The organism is Paramagnetospirillum sp. (assembly GCF_058402745.1).
In genome coordinates this window covers 217,249-233,294 of the sequence record NZ_JBZVFI010000012.1, presented here as the reverse complement: position 1 = coordinate 233,294, position 16,046 = coordinate 217,249, and the positions used below count along the sequence as shown (strand labels likewise).

General features: G+C 57.5%; 19 protein-coding genes and 1 pseudogene. 12 read left to right on the top strand and 8 right to left on the bottom strand.

What is annotated here, in order from left to right:
* Window positions 1-81: 81 nt before the first annotated feature.
* Window positions 82-438, bottom strand: coding sequence for a hypothetical protein (locus ACV4UZ_RS10585; protein ID WP_491600813.1), 357 nt, complete (start codon window positions 436-438; stop codon window positions 82-84).
* A gap of 8 nt (window positions 439-446) precedes the next feature.
* Between ACV4UZ_RS10585 and ACV4UZ_RS10580 the strand changes: the two genes are divergently transcribed.
* A complete protein-coding gene (locus tag ACV4UZ_RS10580) occupies window positions 447-968 on the top strand; it encodes an isochorismatase family protein (protein ID WP_491600858.1) in 522 nt (173 codons plus the stop codon).
* 41 nt (window positions 969-1,009) lie between these two features.
* Window positions 1,010-2,068: an alkene reductase gene (locus tag ACV4UZ_RS10575; protein ID WP_491600812.1), complete on the top strand. Its 1,059-nt coding sequence runs from the start codon at window positions 1,010-1,012 to the stop codon at window positions 2,066-2,068.
* 186 nt (window positions 2,069-2,254) lie between these two features.
* Here ACV4UZ_RS10575 and ACV4UZ_RS10570 read toward each other — a convergent pair.
* A pseudogene (locus ACV4UZ_RS10570) lies at window positions 2,255-3,115 on the bottom strand (IS5/IS1182 family transposase); the annotation flags it as partial.
* A 191-nt stretch (window positions 3,116-3,306) separates the two neighbouring features.
* Entirely contained in the window at window positions 3,307-3,735 is a 429-nt protein-coding gene (locus ACV4UZ_RS10565) for an organic hydroperoxide resistance protein (protein WP_011385664.1), read from the bottom strand.
* A 193-nt stretch (window positions 3,736-3,928) separates the two neighbouring features.
* On the opposite strand from ACV4UZ_RS10565, the gene ACV4UZ_RS10560 reads away from it, so the two are divergent.
* Window positions 3,929-5,290, top strand: coding sequence for a DcaP family trimeric outer membrane transporter (locus ACV4UZ_RS10560; protein WP_148207457.1), 1,362 nt, complete (start codon window positions 3,929-3,931; stop codon window positions 5,288-5,290).
* Between the two features lie 5 nt (window positions 5,291-5,295).
* On the top strand, window positions 5,296-6,696 hold the full coding sequence (locus ACV4UZ_RS10555) for a diguanylate cyclase (RefSeq protein WP_491600811.1): 1,401 nt from the start codon (window positions 5,296-5,298) through the stop codon (window positions 6,694-6,696).
* A gap of 52 nt (window positions 6,697-6,748) precedes the next feature.
* Here the strand turns inward: ACV4UZ_RS10555 and ACV4UZ_RS10550 are convergent, their stop codons facing one another.
* Window positions 6,749-7,552 (bottom strand): EAL domain-containing protein, encoded by an 804-nt coding sequence (locus ACV4UZ_RS10550; protein WP_491600810.1) that lies wholly within the window; start codon window positions 7,550-7,552, stop codon window positions 6,749-6,751.
* Between the two features lie 16 nt (window positions 7,553-7,568).
* The gene (locus ACV4UZ_RS10545; protein ID WP_491600809.1) at window positions 7,569-7,808 is read right to left on the bottom strand and encodes a hypothetical protein; all 240 of its coding nucleotides are present in this window, start codon (window positions 7,806-7,808) and stop codon (window positions 7,569-7,571) included.
* On the opposite strand from ACV4UZ_RS10545, the gene ACV4UZ_RS10540 reads away from it, so the two are divergent.
* The 6 genes from ACV4UZ_RS10540 to ACV4UZ_RS10515 all read left to right on the top strand — a co-directional run bounded on the left by ACV4UZ_RS10540 (window position 7,809) and on the right by ACV4UZ_RS10515 (window position 12,637).
* A complete protein-coding gene (locus tag ACV4UZ_RS10540; RefSeq protein ID WP_491600808.1) occupies window positions 7,809-8,321 on the top strand; it encodes a hypothetical protein in 513 nt (170 codons plus the stop codon).
* A 33-nt stretch (window positions 8,322-8,354) separates the two neighbouring features.
* The gene (locus ACV4UZ_RS10535; RefSeq protein WP_491600807.1) at window positions 8,355-8,669 is read left to right on the top strand and encodes a hypothetical protein; all 315 of its coding nucleotides are present in this window, start codon (window positions 8,355-8,357) and stop codon (window positions 8,667-8,669) included.
* Window positions 8,670-8,702: 33 nt separating this feature from the next.
* On the top strand, window positions 8,703-9,779 hold the full coding sequence (locus ACV4UZ_RS10530) for an IS5 family transposase (RefSeq protein ID WP_491598929.1): 1,077 nt from the start codon (window positions 8,703-8,705) through the stop codon (window positions 9,777-9,779).
* 1,171 nt (window positions 9,780-10,950) lie between these two features.
* Window positions 10,951-11,280: a hypothetical protein gene (locus ACV4UZ_RS10525; protein ID WP_148207455.1), complete on the top strand. Its 330-nt coding sequence runs from the start codon at window positions 10,951-10,953 to the stop codon at window positions 11,278-11,280.
* Between the two features lie 10 nt (window positions 11,281-11,290).
* Complete coding sequence (locus ACV4UZ_RS10520; RefSeq protein WP_491600806.1) at window positions 11,291-12,121, top strand: hypothetical protein; 831 nt, start codon at window positions 11,291-11,293, stop codon at window positions 12,119-12,121.
* Between the two features lie 36 nt (window positions 12,122-12,157).
* Window positions 12,158-12,637: a Ros/MucR family transcriptional regulator gene (locus ACV4UZ_RS10515; protein ID WP_011385659.1), complete on the top strand. Its 480-nt coding sequence runs from the start codon at window positions 12,158-12,160 to the stop codon at window positions 12,635-12,637.
* On the opposite strand, the gene ACV4UZ_RS10510 is transcribed toward ACV4UZ_RS10515, so the two are convergent.
* The 3 genes from ACV4UZ_RS10510 to ACV4UZ_RS10500 form a co-directional block, all read right to left on the bottom strand.
* Window positions 12,638-13,003, bottom strand: a complete 366-nt coding sequence (locus tag ACV4UZ_RS10510; protein WP_043744907.1) for an HVO_A0114 family putative DNA-binding protein — start codon at window positions 13,001-13,003, stop codon at window positions 12,638-12,640.
* Window positions 12,996-13,361, bottom strand: coding sequence for a toxin-antitoxin system TumE family protein (locus tag ACV4UZ_RS10505; protein ID WP_043744903.1), 366 nt, complete (start codon window positions 13,359-13,361; stop codon window positions 12,996-12,998). The genes ACV4UZ_RS10510 and ACV4UZ_RS10505 overlap by 8 nt, the downstream gene beginning before the upstream one ends.
* A gap of 133 nt (window positions 13,362-13,494) precedes the next feature.
* A complete protein-coding gene (locus ACV4UZ_RS10500; RefSeq protein ID WP_491600805.1) occupies window positions 13,495-14,949 on the bottom strand; it encodes a site-specific integrase in 1,455 nt (484 codons plus the stop codon).
* A gap of 393 nt (window positions 14,950-15,342) precedes the next feature.
* Between ACV4UZ_RS10500 and ACV4UZ_RS10495 the strand changes: the two genes are divergently transcribed.
* Window positions 15,343-15,657, top strand: coding sequence for a nucleotidyltransferase family protein (locus ACV4UZ_RS10495; protein ID WP_491600804.1), 315 nt, complete (start codon window positions 15,343-15,345; stop codon window positions 15,655-15,657).
* Entirely contained in the window at window positions 15,647-15,994 is a 348-nt protein-coding gene (locus ACV4UZ_RS10490) for a HepT-like ribonuclease domain-containing protein (RefSeq protein ID WP_491600803.1), read from the top strand. The genes ACV4UZ_RS10495 and ACV4UZ_RS10490 overlap by 11 nt, the downstream gene beginning before the upstream one ends.
* The last annotated feature ends 52 nt before the right edge of the window (window positions 15,995-16,046 follow it).

Sequence of the window (16,046 nt, the reverse complement as noted above, 5' to 3'; positions counted from 1 at the left end):
CCAGTTTCGACGCCCTACCATCGTCTTTGGTGCCGCCGTCCAGCCTGGCAAATGCTTCAGGTCACCGCTATGAGAAATCCGCTAAGGAACGAAAGCAAGGATGTCCGCGTAATCGATGGGCGCCCGGGCCAGGCCAAGGCGCATTGCCGGCGTCTTTCCGTCCTTATCGCTCGGCCAGACATAGTTGTGGCACACCCTGACGATCTCGATGAGGCGCATCGTCTGGGCGGGGTCGTAGGCCGAGTAGGCTGACCAGACCCGCCCCGAACCGCTGGCCGTGTGGATCGGCCTCTCCAATAGCCTCGATCTCCGGCGCATCTGGTTGAACAGGCTGTCCACGCCGTGCAGGCTGGCCATGGCGTAGAGCGCGGCGGCGTGGTCGGGAGTAATGGCCGGTCGCTCGGTGAGCCAAGAGATCGCCTTCTCCGGTTCGCTCATGCTGGGGTATCGACCGCGATCTTGCCGCCAAGCAGTCGATCGCCCTGGCCAAGATGGCGAAAATCCTGAACATGCCGGTGGTGATCACCTCCAGCCAGGAAGATCACGCCCAAGGCCCCATTCTCCCCGGAATCGCCGAAATCCTGCCGGAAGCGCATGCGGCACGGGTCAAGCGTCCCGGCGTTGTCAACGCATGGGCCTATGCCGACTTCCGCAATGCGGTGCTAGCCGCCGGGCGCAAGAACCTGATCATGGCAGGCGTCACCACCGATGTTTGTCTTATCTTTCCGGCTATTGATGCCGCACTCGAAGGCTTTGCCGTACAGGCCGTGATGGATGCTTCGGGCTCGCCCAGCGATATTTCGGAAGAGTTCTCACGCCAGCGGATGCACGACGCAGGTGTCGTCCTGACCGCCACTAATACGCTGATGGCGGAAATTGCCCAGGACTGGTCCACGCCCGCCGGGCAGCAACTGATCACCCTGTTGTTCACCGATGTCTTCCCGGCCCTGGGTGCCGGCATCGTCTAGGTCAGAAATCAATCGCAGATCACGAATACGGAGCCCCCATCATGACCAAAGATCTCTTCCAGCCCCTGCGCTTGGGCGAACTTACCCTGCCGAGCCGCATCGCCATGGCCCCCATGACCCGCTCACGGGCCGATGACGACGGCGTGCAGCCCGAGATCGCCGCCACCTATTACGGCCAGCGCGCCGGGGCTGGCCTGATCATCTCCGAGGGCATCTACCCGTCGGCCATGGGCAAGGGCTATGTCCGTACTCCGGGCCTTCACACCGACGCCCAGGTGGCGGCCTGGAGCCGGGTCACCAAGGCGGTGCACGACAAGGGCGGGCGCATCTTCGCCCAGCTGATGCACACCGGCCGGGTCGCCGTTCCCGCCTTCCTGCCCGGTGGCGCGCTGCCGGTGGCGCCCTCGGCTATCCGCGCCGAGGGTCAGGCCTACACCGATCAGGGCATGGTGCCGATGGTCACGCCGCGCGCCCTGGAGACCTCGGAAATCGCCGGTGTGATCGCCGAATACCGAGACGCCACCCGCCGCGCTCTGGAGGCCGGCTTCGACGGCGTTGAACTGCACGCGGCATCGGGATACCTACCGGAACAGTTCCTGTCGTCCAAGAGCAATCAGCGCACCGATGTCTATGGCGGGTCCATCGCCAACCGCGTTCGCTTCGTGGTCGAGGTGCTGGAAGCCATGATCACGGTGGCGGGCTCTGGCCGCGTCGGCATCAAGATCTCGCCGGAGATGAACTTCAACGACGTAGCGGACGACACCCCGCAGGAGACTTACCGCTATCTGGTCGAGCGCATCGCGCCCCTGAACCTCGCCTATCTGCACGTGGCGCTGTTCGGCACACCCACCGATTATCATGGCCTGCTGCGTCCCCTGTTCAAGGGAGCCTATCTGGCTGGCGGCGGCTTTACCGGTGACACCGCCGAAGCCGCCCTGGCCCAGGGCCGCGCCGATGCCATCGTCTTTGGTGCCGCCTTCATCGCCAACCCCGATCTGCCCAAGCGGCTGGCGGAGGGGTTGCCCCTGGCCGAACCCGACAAGGCGACTTTCTACGCGCCGGGACCGCAGGGCTACATCGATTACCCACCGGCGGTGTGACGGAGTTGGAATGAAGATCGCCCGCGACGGTGGCGCGGATATCTAAATGAGGCGGCCGGCCAGGACATCCCCCTGGCCGGCCGAGTTTCGTCTTGGCAATTGCTCTGGTTGCCGCCGTGTCAGCCTCCTTCGGACACACGCACCCTACGAGTTCAGAGAATCCAATATGGTGGGCGTGGTGGCGGGTCCCCGGTCATGCACCAGCCATTGGAGCGTTTCCGCCGAGCCGTAGGCCGTGTCGGCGGCCAAGCGTTCCGGGTAGAGATCAAACCGTTCGTCGGCCCGCTCGATCATGGTCTTGGCCGCCGACACCTCGGCCTGCCGCACCGCCGTCGAGGCCTCGACATCGACGATGACCGCATGGTCGAGAACAATCAGGTAGTTGGTGGAGTAGGCAAAGAAGGCTTGCCCTCCATGGGCGGCGGTCCAGCGCGCAGCCGGGTCCGCCGGTGAGACAAACTTCGGCGTCACCTCACTGGCGGCACCGAAAGCGGCATCGTCGAGCACAGAAAGATATTCATCAATGGCGCGGCTGGTCGCTTCGGGCGGCAGCCCTCGTGAGCCTTCGACACCCTTCTGTCGGCTGGCGTCGGCCTTGATCAAGCTGGCATCGACCGCGAAAGCCTCGCCGCCGACCAGTCCCTCCTCCATGCAGCGCTGGACGCTTTGCTCGAAGAGATGACGCAACAGATCGCTGTCGCGGAAACGTCCGTGCCGGTTCTTCGAGAAGGTCGAATGGTCGGGCACCTGTCCTTCAAGGCCGAGCCGACAGAACCAACGATACGCCAGGTTGAGATGGACCTCCTCGCACAGCCGCCGCTCTGACCGAATGCCCTGGAAATAGCCGACGATCAACATCCGTACCATCAATTCTGGATCGATCGATGGCCGTCCCATCGAACTGTAAAACGGCTGGAGATGAGCCCGTAAACCCGAAAGGTCGACGAAGCGGTCAATCGACCGCAGCATATGATCGGCAGGGACATGTTGTTCCAGATTGAAGCTGTAGAACAGCGCCTCCTGCATCACCGTTCGCTCGCCCATCATAATGCATGATCAAGTAGTTTTACTCTACTCGATTGAATCATAGGCTCGCCTAACGGGCAAGGCCGAGTCTTTCAACAGAATCGACCCACATAAGACATTTGGTTTTTGCCCAACAGCTCCCCCGATCAGTGAACGTGTGGCAGGGCGGTGAGTTGTGTTGCACACGGCCCCACCGCCCGCATAACTCTGGATTAGGCGAGGATAAGTACGACGTCGATGTTACCGCGAGTGGCGTTGGAATAGGGGCAGACTTGGTGAGCCGCCTCCAACAGTTCCTGGGCGACTTGGCGGTCCATGCCCGGCAGGCTGATCACCAACTGCGCGGAGATGCCGAACCCTTGTGGAATGGGGCCGATGGACACGCTGGCGTCGATGGCAGCGTCGGCGGGCACGGTGATCTTCTTAACCCCTGCGACAAACTTGAGCGCTCCCATGAAGCAGGCAGAATATCCGGCGGCGAATAGTTGCTCGGGATTGGTGGCGTCACCGGCGCCGCCCATCGCCTTGGGGGGGCTCAGCTTGACGTTGAGCAGACCGTCATCGCTGACCGACCGGCCATCGCGGCCGCCGGTTGTGTGGGCCTTCGCGGTATAGAGAATCTTTTCCAACTTCGTCACCATGCTTAGTTCTCCTGAGCTGTGCGGTACAAGAGACGTCACCGACAAGATGACTCTTGCCCTGTAGAGGTATAGCAACGAGGGCAACCGAAAAGATTGTTACATTTTGTTTATATGCCTCCACACCAAAGTATGGCACCTCCTCAAGCGCAAGTGCTGCCTGAGCTATGGGCGGTAGCGGACATGGGGTGAAAAAATGCGGCTTCTGTCTTTGGCGCAGGTGCGGAAACTCTCCGTACTGATGCTTGCAACCGCAATTGGAATTCATGCAGAACCGGTAAAGGCAGACCGAATTTCTGATTTGGAAGATCAGGTTCGGGTGTTGCAGGAATCCCTATCCCGCATCCAGGTACAGCTGCAGGCAGAACGCGGCCAACCTGCCCCTCGCTCCCCGAATACAACAGTCTCCACCGCGACTTCGTCAGCCACCCAGTCCACCCATCCTACAAACACCGCCGCTCCGGCGTCCCCCGAAGCACAGGAGCAGCCAGCCTGGCCGAAAGGCTACATCCCGGTCCCTGGGACCAGCACCGCCGTCAAGTTTGGAGGAGCTATCCGTGCCGAGGTTTGGGATGACGTTCAATCGACCCAGGGAGGACGAACGGACGACGCCACCGCCATCCCGGCCCGCGGCACTGCGAAAGCAAACCGCAATGGCGCTCTGAACGGATCCATTTCGGGTTCGCGGTTTAATTTCGGGACGTTGAGCCACACCGAAATCGGTGACATGAAATCGTTCCTTGAATTCGATCTGGGGACAGATGCCTCGCCCACATTCAGGCTTCGTCATGCGTATATCGCCAATGCCGATTGGCTGGCCGGGCAGACCTGGTCAACTTTCATGGACATGGACAGCCTGCCGGACCTGCTATCGGCGGGGGGATCGGTCGGTTACAGCTGGCTGCGCCGTCCCCAGGTTCGATATTCCATTCAGACCGGCGATCGGGACAAATTGGACATGGCCGCCGAAGTGCCGACGTCCGACTATTCCGCCCCTTCGGCGATCAATACCGCTCCGGATCTTGTGCTCAAATACACGGCCGGGCAATCTTGGGGGCATTATGCGCTAGGCGGCATGGTCCGCTATCTGCGGTCAGACACCGGGACTGGCGACAAGGCCGACCAGATTGTCTGGGGCTTTCTCGGCGGCGTGAGTATCAAGACCTTCGGTGACGACATCCTGACCCTCCAGACAGTGAATGGAACCGGTGTGGGAGGAGCCCTCAACCAAGGGACCGGCCTTTCCGCGGCCGTGGTCAACAACTCATTCCGGACATTCGACGCCTTCGGTGGCTCCATGGCCTACAAGCATTATTGGAATCCGAAGCTGCGCTCGACCCTAGCGGTCGGCTATGACCAATTTGCCAACGCCAGCCGGAATATCGGCACCAATGGCTTGGGCATTCGCAGCCTGGCTTCGGTCCATGGCAATATCGTCTACAGCCCAATCGCCCCCTTGGATGTCGGCATCGAATATGGCTACGAGGCATTCACCGCCAGCCCAACCGGAACCGGAACCGCCTCGCGGGTGCTGGGCGTGGTGAAATACGGATACTGACGCCCATGCGCTCGCTCTCGTCCATCACCTGGCTTGTGGTCTTGCTGCTTTGCACGGCAGCGTGGTCGGCGGGGGCTGCCGAGTTGACCGATAGCGACCGCGCCTATGCGGCTTCGCTGGGAAAGGTGAGTTTTTGCGTTGATCCGGACTGGGAGCCATTCGAGATTATTTCACCGGCAGGGCAGCATCAAGGCATCGCTGCCGACCTACTTCGACTGGTGACCGGCCGGGCGGGGTTGAGCCTGGAGTTGGTGCCGACCACGGATTGGGATGAAAGCATCGCCACCTCCAAAGCCGGTCAGTGCACCTTGCTGAGTTTTCTCAACCAGACTCCGAAGCGGGACGAGTGGCTCTTGTTCACCGAACCCCTGTTCACCGACAGCAACGTCTTCATCACCCGCGAGGAACATCCTTTCATCATTGATCCGGCGATCCTGAGCGGGGAAAGTATCGCCCTGCCTAGCGGTACCTCGATGGAAGAACGCATCCGTCGGGACTATCCAAATCTGCGCGTAATCATCACTGACAGTGAAAAATCGGCCATCGATATGGTCTCGACGAGACAGGCATCGATGACTCTGCGCTCGCTGATTGTCGCGGCCTACACCATCCGGAAGGAAGGGCTGTTCAATCTGAAGATTGCCGGCCAGATGCCCAATTACTCAAACAATCTGCGAATCGGAGTCCTCCGCGACCAGCCGAGGCTGCGCGATATCCTGAACAAGGCCATCGCCACGATCACCCCCACCGAACGGGGCCAGATCATCAACCAGCACGTCGCAATTCAGGTCCAGACCGGCATTGACTATGCCCTGACCATCAAGATCGCACTGGGCCTGAGCGCCGTCCTGGCGGTGGTGGCCTACTGGGGATGGCGGATGCGCAAGCTGAGCCGGGAACTCGACAGGCTTTCACAGACCGACAACCTGACTAACCTGCCCAACCGGACCCGACTGAACCTGCAGTTTCCCATCGAATTGGCCCGGGCCCGCCGCCTAGGGCAGGGGCTGTCGCTGATCATGATCGACGTCGATCACTTCAAACGGATCAACGATGAATTCGGGCATCTGGTCGGAGACAAAGTCCTGATCGCCATGGCGGATCTCGTTCGCCGCTCGGTGCGTGCCATCGACCTGCCTGCCCGCTGGGGTGGCGAGGAACTTGTGGTACTGTGCCCGGATTCCCACCTGGATCAGGCCCTGATCCTTGCTGAACGTATCCGCCAGGCGGTGCGCGATCATGACTTCGACACTGGTCGGCGACAGACTGTCAGCATAGGTGTCGCTACCCTCGGACCATCTGACGATATCGACCAATTGCTGAACCGCGCGGATCAGGCCCTCTACATAGGCAAGAGCAGCGGTCGCGACCGGGTCTGCTCGGAAGCCGACCTGACAGACACCTGAGGCCGGTCCGTGATCCCTTGCAATCACGGCCGCCAGCCCTGTTAGGCCGCCGTCAATTGGCCAAGTGCTCGGCGAGGGTCCGGGTGGGCATGGGATGGATTGCGGTAGCGTGCGCCGTCAGCGACGGGCCTGGAGCGTGAACGGCCCAGGGCTTGCTTTGTGGGACGGGCATCCGTGGTGCATCCGACAGGACTGATGCCAGCGCGGATGCGGTCATGGGGCGATGGTAGAGATAGCCTTGAATTCGGTCACAGCCTATGCCACGCAGGAAGCGCTGTTCCTCTACCGTTTCAACGCCTTCGGCGACCGATGCCACATCGATAGTCCGCGTCAAATCCACGATGGTCTTGCAGATGGCGGCATGCTTGGGAGAAAGCTGGGATTTGCGGATGAACTCGCGGTCTATCTTCAGCACGTCGATGGGCATCTCCGCCAGATGCGTGAAGGAAGAATATCCCGTCCCAAAATCGTCCAGATAGATTTTAACTCCTCGACCGCGAAGGCGGTCCAAAGTTTGAAGGGCATGGGGCGTCGCACCCAGAAAGGCAGTTTCCGTCACCTCTATGTTCAATGCGAAGGAGCGAGGCACCAACAGCAGCGTGATCAGGTCGTCGTCGCCTATATCGGCCAAGGACAGATTGACCGTCACGGGAAGACTGAGCCTATGCTCTCGATAATCGACCTCCACCATCCTGACAATGGCGCGACTGAGATAGGCCTGTAGCCCATGCTCCTCAACCTCAACCAGAAATCGGGCCGGGGCCATGGGCTTGTTTTCGTTATCCAGGACGCGCAGCAACGCCTCGCACGATACGACCTCGCCCGAATCCATGTCCAGTATGGGCTGGTACGCCATGACCAACCGCCCACGATCAATGTCTTTGCGGATAAGGGCCGCTGAGGCTTCCCGAATCACCTTCTGACGTCTGCGGCTCGCCGTCAATCAGCTCGCGGATCCGCGCGTCGTAACGGGCACGACTAATGACGCCGACTTTCATGCCGAAATTACGCAGCAGCCCCCGGATGCTGTTCTCGACGTCCAGAATCCGCGCCTGGAGAAAGCGCCGACCGTTGAGCAACGTCCTGATCTGCTGGCTCGCCAGGGTCTTCACATGCACGGGCCGATAAAGGCCGACACCCACGGCGCCTATACCGATACGCTGACCGGCATGGGCGGCGCGGTGGGCAGCGATTTCGCCGACACCATCATTGGCGGCACGGGGGCGGAATACCTGGATGGCGGCTTCGGAGCCAATACCGTCACCGGCGGTTCTGGGGTGGACACCTTCGTTCTGCATTCCTCAACCAGCGCAACCGCCACCCAGAGCATTACCGATTTCGCCGGTGATCAGTTTTCGCTGTCCGACCGCGAGTTCGGACTGGGCAGCAGCGGCACCCTGGCGGCTGCCAACTATGCCGAAGGCACGGCCACCGTCTCGGGGTCGGCCCAGGATTTTGGCAATGTCAACGCGGGCATCGTGGCCATCCAGAACGGCGCCAACGTGGAATTATGGCACACCACCAACATGGATGCGGCTACGTCCAGCAATTCCCATCTGGTCGGCACGCTGGAGAACATCAATACAAGCGCCCTGGATAATACCAATTTTCATTTAGCCATCTGACCGAATAGGGCATCACCGCATCGAAATCAGGTCATGAACGGTCAGATCACCGTTCGACAGCATTATCCGCTTTACATGTTCAACACTAAAAAGACGAGCATCAGGCTTTGCCCCCCCCCTAGCCGGACAATCCTGATTGGAGAAATGAGTGACCGTTCGTGGCGGATATTGTTGAAAAAAACTCAGCAAAACCAAAAATATTTAAACAACATTGCGGGTTGGGATCGCAAATATATATTTTTGCGAATGACGATATGTAATTTTGAATATAACAATATTTTGCCTGACTTCGTTTTTCTCAATGCAATCGGACGCCTCCGGAAACTGGCGGTTCTGACGGTTTTGTGATTCGATTCTCCCTGGGATCACCGGGAGGTCGAGATGAAGGGGCAAGCCGGTTTCTGGGATTTCGAGCACAGCCTTGAGGCTCTGTCGGCGGAAGGCGATCCGCTGGAGCAACTGGAGCGGACGGTTCGCTTCGAGCAATTTCGCCCGGCGCTGACCAAGGCGGTTCGGCGCTCCGATCCGTCGAAGGGCGGCCGGCCCGGGTTCGACGTGGTGCTAAAATTCAAGATGCTGGTCCTGCAAGGGCTGTATGGCCTGTCGTTGCAGCAGACGGCGTTTCAGGTGCGGGATCGCCTGACCTGGCTGCGGTTCTGCGGCCTGCGCCCCGGAGACGCGGTGCCCGACGCCAACACGCTGTGGGATTTCCGCGAGGCGCTGATCAAGACCAAGGCGCTGGACCGGCTGTTCAACACGCTCGACCAGGCGATTTCCGCTGCCGGCTATTTGGCCATGGGCGGCCAGATCATCGACGCCACCCTGGTAGCGGCGCCCAAGCAGCGCAACAGCGATGGCGAGAAGGAGGCGATCAAGGCCGGTCAGATCCCCGAGGCGTGGACGGACAAGCCGGCCAAGCTGCGGCAAAAGGATCGAGATGCCCGCTGGACGGTGAAATTCGCCAAGGCTAAGCCGACGGCGGATGGCAAGCCGCAGATCGACATCGCCATTCCGGTCTTCGGCTACAAGAGCCATATCTCCATCGACCGCCTGCACGGCATCATCCGCCGCTGCATTGTGACCGACGCGGCGGCGGCGGACGGTGCCCGACTGCGGGAGGGGCTGATCGATCCGAACAATACCGCCTCACCGGTGTGGGCCGATACCGCCTACCGCTCCCAGGCCAACGACGATTTCCTGGCCGACCATGGCCGCGTCAGCCACATCCACCGCAAGAAGCCGAGAGGCAAACCAATGGCCAAGGCCACGGCGAGAGCCAATGCGGTCAAATCCAAAATCCGCGCCCGCGTCGAGCACGTCTTTGCCGAGCAGAAGGACCGCATGGGGCTTTTCATCCGAACCATCGGCAAGGCCAGGGCCGAGGCGACGATCACCCTGGTCAATATTGCCTACAATATGAAACGGTGGTGCTGGCTGGAGAAAACGGCCGCCGCATGACCCCAAGGAAGGGGAATGCCGAGGCAATTCAACCTCAGAATTGGACCAAAAGTTCCTCTTCAGATCACGGCCAGGCCGGAACGCGCCCACGCCGACCGTCTCTGAACGTCAGAAATCGAGTTTCCGGAGGCGTCCAATCGGTGCAAATTCGCCGCGCCATCGGACACACGCACCCTACGAGTTCAGAGAATCCAATATGGTGGGCGTGGTGGTGATCTGGACCTGCGGTCTGGTGTGGTGTCACCTCCCAGATGCAGCTGCATTCTGTAGGCAAAGCTTCCCCTTCCGCTTGCCCGGTAAGACGATGCTTTAGTTATTGGAATCTAAAATCTGATCCCAAAAACACGTCTTGCAACTTGCCAATATCGGATTCTGACAAGTCCCAGTTTACCTATTAAGTCCGCGTATAGCTTAGGTGCCTTTGATCTGCTATCTCTTTAAAAGATAACCCTGAGCGCCAATCTCAGTCCCGGTTCCACACTATGGCAGTGGAGGCCACTATTTCTCACCGTACACTTTGCCTAAGTTTTCCCTCAGATCGATAAAAACCATTCGGGGGATCGGAAGCTCTGTTTTTCACAGGTGAAGTTCTCCCGCAGACCATTCTGATTATTATAAACGTCCAGAATCACGACGCCTTGTTATTGATTTGCCATCGCAGGCTAGGTGAGAATAAACAACATACCACCTTATTTTGCTTTATCGATTCGGGCGACCATAACGTCATTAACCCTTCGACTTGCTGCGAACTCAACAAATCCGTCATCACGGATCGACATGGAACAGTTCGCAAACCCACCGTGTCTTTTGTATTTATACAAAATACCAAATACCCTCGCAAATAACAATTTATGTGATTTCCAGACCAGACGAATTGCTCATATTCATGTGTCTTTGTAGTGCTGTGTATTTGTTGATAGCCGACAGCATGATTAACGTCCAAGAGCAATACCTGACCTTCCATGGCGGACTGCGCCACCAGTAATCAATCTCAGGCGCGGCTGTTTTACATCATATCTGGCGTCGCTGAATTGATAAATACTGAAAAGTGCCGCCCAATGGAATGGTGAGGAGGCGCGACTACTTTTGTATACATGATGAAATGAATTAATGAAAAAGGTGCGGGGCGGGCATATCGTCAGGTCATGCCCAATTGCACAAGGAGACAATCATGGGTGTTACAAATGTAGTTGGAAACTATATGGCAAAGCTGTGTTCTGCTAATTACGCAATGGCGACGCTTGATCCAGAGCTATTTTCATTGGCGTCTCCGCCAGTCTTTGACGGGCTTGATGTTATTATTATAAGGCTTAGCAATGATGCTGCGGCCGAATTGCTTCGGTCGGCCCGTCGCCGCGGCGATGTCATCCGGCGAGCGAGCACTGGTCAGCGGTGGATGGGCGCCGTTGAGGATGTCTGTCTGATCACCGCTAATCCAGGGCGTAGAAGTGAATTGGCTGCGATTGGGAAGACAATTTCTGACAATATAATAAATCTATAGGGTGGCAAAAATGAATGACTATGTGAGTGTGCGAAATATAAGTCATTATGAAGTGGGGCGTGTGCAGAAGAATTGCGGGTGTTTTATTAAAGATCTTGGTCGCATATTTATGCATGACATGATTAATATGCAAGCTAGCGGAAGAGTGCTTCTGGCAATCCCACTGTATGAGGATGGGAGCGATAATTATCACCTTGTTTGCAATTTAATTATAAAGTTAAAAATATACGTCGGAATTGCGCACGTTGAAAAATGGAAAATATTACGCCATTTATCAGGTCGCTTTGGTGTCGCGCCTACTTATTACAAAGTATGTTGCGATTTTTGGCTTTTGTCGTTTGATTCGAAACGTGATGCTGTACGATTCCGCCTAAAATACCCCGAGAGCGACTTAGAGCCATTCAAGCCGCATGGCATCATAGACCGCGCTAAGATGCGCAGCCGTGTTCAAAATGCCGGAAGGGTCCGGCGTGGCCCAATTTATTCCGTTGAGGAGCAAGCGAGGCGTGACGTTGCAGACGGTGGACTGCGATTGGTTATGCTGGGAATACGGGGTGAAGTTAAAAAATGGGCGACCGTGAATCGGCGCCATCATACGTTAGACTTACGACGGGCTGTAAGAGATTACATTGAGACAAAAAATACGGAGTTGATCATAGCGGAGTTAGCATGTTTTGCTAAGATGGGGCATAATATTGATAATATAGTACAAATATTGATAGATGCAGGGATCAATGTCGCCGATCCTCTTCGGAGGAAGATAGACGATGACAAAGTTAGTGCAAAAAAATCTCAGACGCTTATGGATATGATAAGGCAGGCGGTCGCAACGTCGTTATGACGCGTTAATTTGCTTGGCATCTCAGGGAGAAATGTAGTGGTTGATCAAAAGATGTCTCTTGCTGCTCGGATTGCAGCTGCCTATTTGCGAAATCACGAGATCCCCATCACCGATCTCCCTGAGCTCATCAAGGCTACCTACGCAGCCTTGGCCGGTACCGATGCTCCGCCCTCAGTTGATGCGGATCGTCCCATCCCGGCGGTGCCGATCAAAAAGTCGATAACGCCCGATGCCGTCACCTGCTTGGAATGCGGGAAGAAGCAAATGATGCTAAGGCGCCATCTGTTGACATCGCATGGCCTGTCGGTCGATGCGTATCGATCCAAATGGGCTTTGCCTGCCGATTATCCCATGGCCGCCCCCAACTATTCGCAAAAGCGCTCGGAGATGGCCATCCAGATCGGCCTTGGGCGGAAACCCAAGGCTGCAGCGGCAGAGGCCTCCTCTGATACGGCGGGGGCAGAGAAGGCACCCCACACTTATCCTGCGTCGAGATGGGCCAAGCCAACGGGCTGATTACCCAACGATGCTCAAGTCCATCTGAACCCCGCGTACCAGCACCTCGGGGGCAACAGAGCCACGCTTGCCTGGCACCAGCCTGACTAGGCCGTATTGGCTCATGGTTTTAAGGGTTCTGGAGAGATTGCTGGCCTTACGGCCGCTCATCACCTCCAACTCGGCCAGCGATGCCGGGTGTTGTTCATCAATGATCCGCAACAGCCTGCGATTTGGCTCCGAAAGCACCTTCGCCAACGACTCAAGGGACGTGAACCAAATCTTCGGTTCATCAGGCAGGCGCCGACGTTCACCGCGAGCGATCTGCAAGGCGCGCTCACGAAGCTCATTGTGGGTGGCGATGCCGACCTTGGTCTTTTCAGCCATCGTGTTGCTCCTTCAGGATGCGCTCGATCTCATCAAAGAAATCGGCAATCAGCTTCTCGGCTGTCACAAACTGGTAGGGCCGACCCTCATCGGATTCGTCGCGGTGCCAATGGTCGAAGGCGGTCTGGCGTTCGACAAACTTGCCGCCACGATGCCCAACGCCATGGGCATTGTCGTATCCCATCAACCGGCGGCCATCGCGGGAATGGAAGGTCAGCGAATACGAAACGCCGTGGGGTTTTTCAGCCGTAGCTTCGATCGCCTTGGCCTTGAATCGGGCGACATAACCGTCATCGTAGATGATCTCTTCACCATCAAGATCCAGCAGATATGTGAGGGTCTGATCAGCATGTGGCATGCCTACGTTCATATCAGTTAGTGATATGGGTTGGCAAGTTCAGGGCTGAGAGGGAGTGACAATGGAAGGCCAATTTGGCGATAGAGTGTTTTTGCCGACTCATTTAAAAGTTAGGTATGGAGGCGTAGTCCAGCTACTTATCGGATTTCTTTTCTGAACTCATTTGGCGAAGGCGCTCCCGTCGTTCTCGTTCCTGCCGACGTGCTCGGACTCCCAGTGCGTGGTTGTATGTCTTGTCCAGCATGGCAATGCTGGTGCCTGCCCAGGTCGCGATTACGCCAGGGTTCAGATCGCTCGTTTCAATTTCTTCCGTAATGGTTGTGTGGCGGATGCTTGTTAGGTCGAAATCATGGCCGTACACATTGTGCGTCAGTTTTGCGGAATCCAAAAGGCTATCAAAGCTTTTGGCGAATGAGCCAATCGCACTGCCATCCCTGTGCATCCATAAGGGGTCATTGGCAGTGGGCTTTCTGCCAAATTGGGCCTCGTAATACGCGGGCAACGTCTTCAGCAGGATTGTCGATATTTCCTGCCGCATGTGATCGATAGGTTCCACCGTGCGCGGCTTGACCAGTGACTTCACGGCGTTGACGTGGAGCTTCACATAAATTTCCTCACCATCAGGGCCGACGTCGGGGAGGAGGGAGGAAAATTTCAATTGGTATCCCTCGGCCACACGTAAACCGTATGCCCGGAGGGTAAGGCAGCACCACCAGCAAAGTTGGCGATGGCGCCGATTATCTCCTACCAGCTTTGGAGGGTTAAGCCAGTTGGGAATAACCTCCAACAAATGCATCCAGTCAGTCTGGGTGAAGTGCGGAGTAGGACTGGACGCTGATGAAGGCGTGTCCGTGGTCGTGGGGGCATGGTCGGGGATCGATGTCACATGTCGCTGCCTACGAGCAAATTTGAAGACCGCCCGCAGATAGGACCATTCTTTGCTCTTTGTTGTGCCCGCAGGAATCGTTTTTTCCTTGGCGGTTATCCGCCGAACAAATGGCTCGCCATTACGCAACGACTCTATGGCATCGATTTGGGCACCTTGGCCACTGACCCAATAGGTGTCTCGCCAGCGTTGCCAAACAGCCAGATCGACCGTATCGATCTCATCAATTGGCTTCTTCTGGAACAGATCGTATCGGGCGACATACCGCGTGATAAAACTGCGGTGATGCTCATATTTCGTCCAACTGACCTGCCCGCGACCTTGCAACTCCAGCAAGTCGTCAAGGTAATCCTCGGCGGCCTCGGCCAGGGTTGGAGTCCGGCGCGAGTTCAGGCGTTTGCCTTTCCCAACCTGCTCGCGATAGCGATAGAGGATGCGCTTGCCAAATTCGATGATCTCTTCAGGCGGGCCGTTTCGCTTGACCGTTTCAAAATCGAATTCCCTACCTGCCGTCGCGAGATGCATAGGGCTATATCGGAATTCGGCGGCGACTAGTCCCTCTTTACGCGGCTGACCTAAGATCTGGAGGCGAAAGTAGAACCGCCCCTTGGAGCGCGACGACGGGCGCTGGAAGAGGATGAGTTGGCCGGTTTCGTCGTGCCATTCAGTTTCATAAGCGGGCATGGGGGCGGGCTCGGACATGGTAGGTGGGGGGCAACTTGCCCCAAACTTGCCCCAAAATCTTAGTCGCAGTGTCCGTGACTCGCAAGTTTTTGAGAACAAAGAGAAAATAGAAGCTAATTGCATCAGCGGCCGTTTGGGGCAAGTTGTTATATTTCAATGCATTAGCTTGCGGCGGCATCTGCTGAAAATCGCAGTGTCGGTGGTTCGATTCCGCCCCTGGGCACCATTTAAGGCCCTGAAACCGAACAGGTTTCAGGGCCTTGCCATTTCAAACGGCATCCAAAATCCTTCTTCCAGGTAACGCCCCAGGTAACACGGTTTGGCGCGTGGTATTTGGTTCGCTGTGCGGCCTTGCTGCACTTCGTTTAGGGGTATGGTAGGGTCTGCGTACCAGTATGCCCCGGAAAGGCCATGCATCACCTCATCGAACAGCACCGCACCGAGATCGCCGCAACGTGCCGCCGTTATGGCGTGCGGCGGCTGGAGGTGTTCGGCTCGGCCGCGCGCGGCGAGGATTTCGATCCGGCGCAAAGCGATGCGGATTTCCTGGTGGCGTTCGACCCGGCGGTGTCCGGTCTATCGCCGCTGGAGCAATATTTCGGCCTCGCCGGGGCGTTGGAACACCTGCTGGGGCGGCCGGTCGATCTGGTCGAGGCTGGAGCGCTGCGCAATCCATTCGTGCTGGCCTCCGTCAACCAGACGCGCGAGGTGGTTTATGCGTCGTGACGCACGGGCCTATCTGTGGGATATCCAGCAGGCGGCCGAAGCGATCATCCGTTTTCTGGACGGGCTCGACGCCACGACCTTTGCCGAGAACGAATTGGTTTACTCGGCGGTCGAGCGGAAGTTCGAGATTATCGGCGAAGCCTTGGGCCAGTTGGCGAAGGCCGATCCCGATTTGGCCCAGCGTATCCCCGACATGCGCGACATCATTGCCTTCCGTAATGTGCTGATCCACGGCTATGCCGGTATCGAACATCGCCGCGTATGGGATATTGCCCAAAGCTCACTGCCGGGGCTGCGAACGGTCGTTGCCGAACTGCTTGAAGAGCTTGGGCAATAATGCACCGTATATAGGGCATTCCCCGGGCACCATTCTAAGCCCCTGAAAGGTA

Coding starts and splice junctions, on each gene's coding strand:
- ACV4UZ_RS10530 (WP_491598929.1), top strand. CDS start 8,703: ATGAAGGGGCAAGCCGGTTTCTGGGATTTCGAGCACAGCCTTGAGGCT.
- ACV4UZ_RS10525 (WP_148207455.1), top strand. CDS start 10,951: ATGGGTGTTACAAATGTAGTTGGAAACTATATGGCAAAGCTGTGTTCT.
- ACV4UZ_RS10550 (WP_491600810.1), bottom strand. CDS start 7,552: ATGGCGTACCAGCCCATACTGGACATGGATTCGGGCGAGGTCGTATCG.
- ACV4UZ_RS10495 (WP_491600804.1), top strand. CDS start 15,343: ATGCATCACCTCATCGAACAGCACCGCACCGAGATCGCCGCAACGTGC.
- ACV4UZ_RS10535 (WP_491600807.1), top strand. CDS start 8,355: ATGAACGGTCAGATCACCGTTCGACAGCATTATCCGCTTTACATGTTC.
- ACV4UZ_RS10510 (WP_043744907.1), bottom strand. CDS start 13,003: ATGGCTGAAAAGACCAAGGTCGGCATCGCCACCCACAATGAGCTTCGT.
- ACV4UZ_RS10585 (WP_491600813.1), bottom strand. CDS start 438: ATGAGCGAACCGGAGAAGGCGATCTCTTGGCTCACCGAGCGACCGGCC.
- ACV4UZ_RS10560 (WP_148207457.1), top strand. CDS start 3,929: ATGCGGCTTCTGTCTTTGGCGCAGGTGCGGAAACTCTCCGTACTGATG.
- ACV4UZ_RS10555 (WP_491600811.1), top strand. CDS start 5,296: ATGCGCTCGCTCTCGTCCATCACCTGGCTTGTGGTCTTGCTGCTTTGC.
- ACV4UZ_RS10500 (WP_491600805.1), bottom strand. CDS start 14,949: ATGTCCGAGCCCGCCCCCATGCCCGCTTATGAAACTGAATGGCACGAC.
- ACV4UZ_RS10520 (WP_491600806.1), top strand. CDS start 11,291: ATGAATGACTATGTGAGTGTGCGAAATATAAGTCATTATGAAGTGGGG.
- ACV4UZ_RS10540 (WP_491600808.1), top strand. CDS start 7,809: ATGCACGGGCCGATAAAGGCCGACACCCACGGCGCCTATACCGATACG.
- ACV4UZ_RS10565 (WP_011385664.1), bottom strand. CDS start 3,735: ATGGTGACGAAGTTGGAAAAGATTCTCTATACCGCGAAGGCCCACACA.
- ACV4UZ_RS10575 (WP_491600812.1), top strand. CDS start 1,010: ATGACCAAAGATCTCTTCCAGCCCCTGCGCTTGGGCGAACTTACCCTG.
- ACV4UZ_RS10490 (WP_491600803.1), top strand. CDS start 15,647: ATGCGTCGTGACGCACGGGCCTATCTGTGGGATATCCAGCAGGCGGCC.
- ACV4UZ_RS10505 (WP_043744903.1), bottom strand. CDS start 13,361: ATGCCACATGCTGATCAGACCCTCACATATCTGCTGGATCTTGATGGT.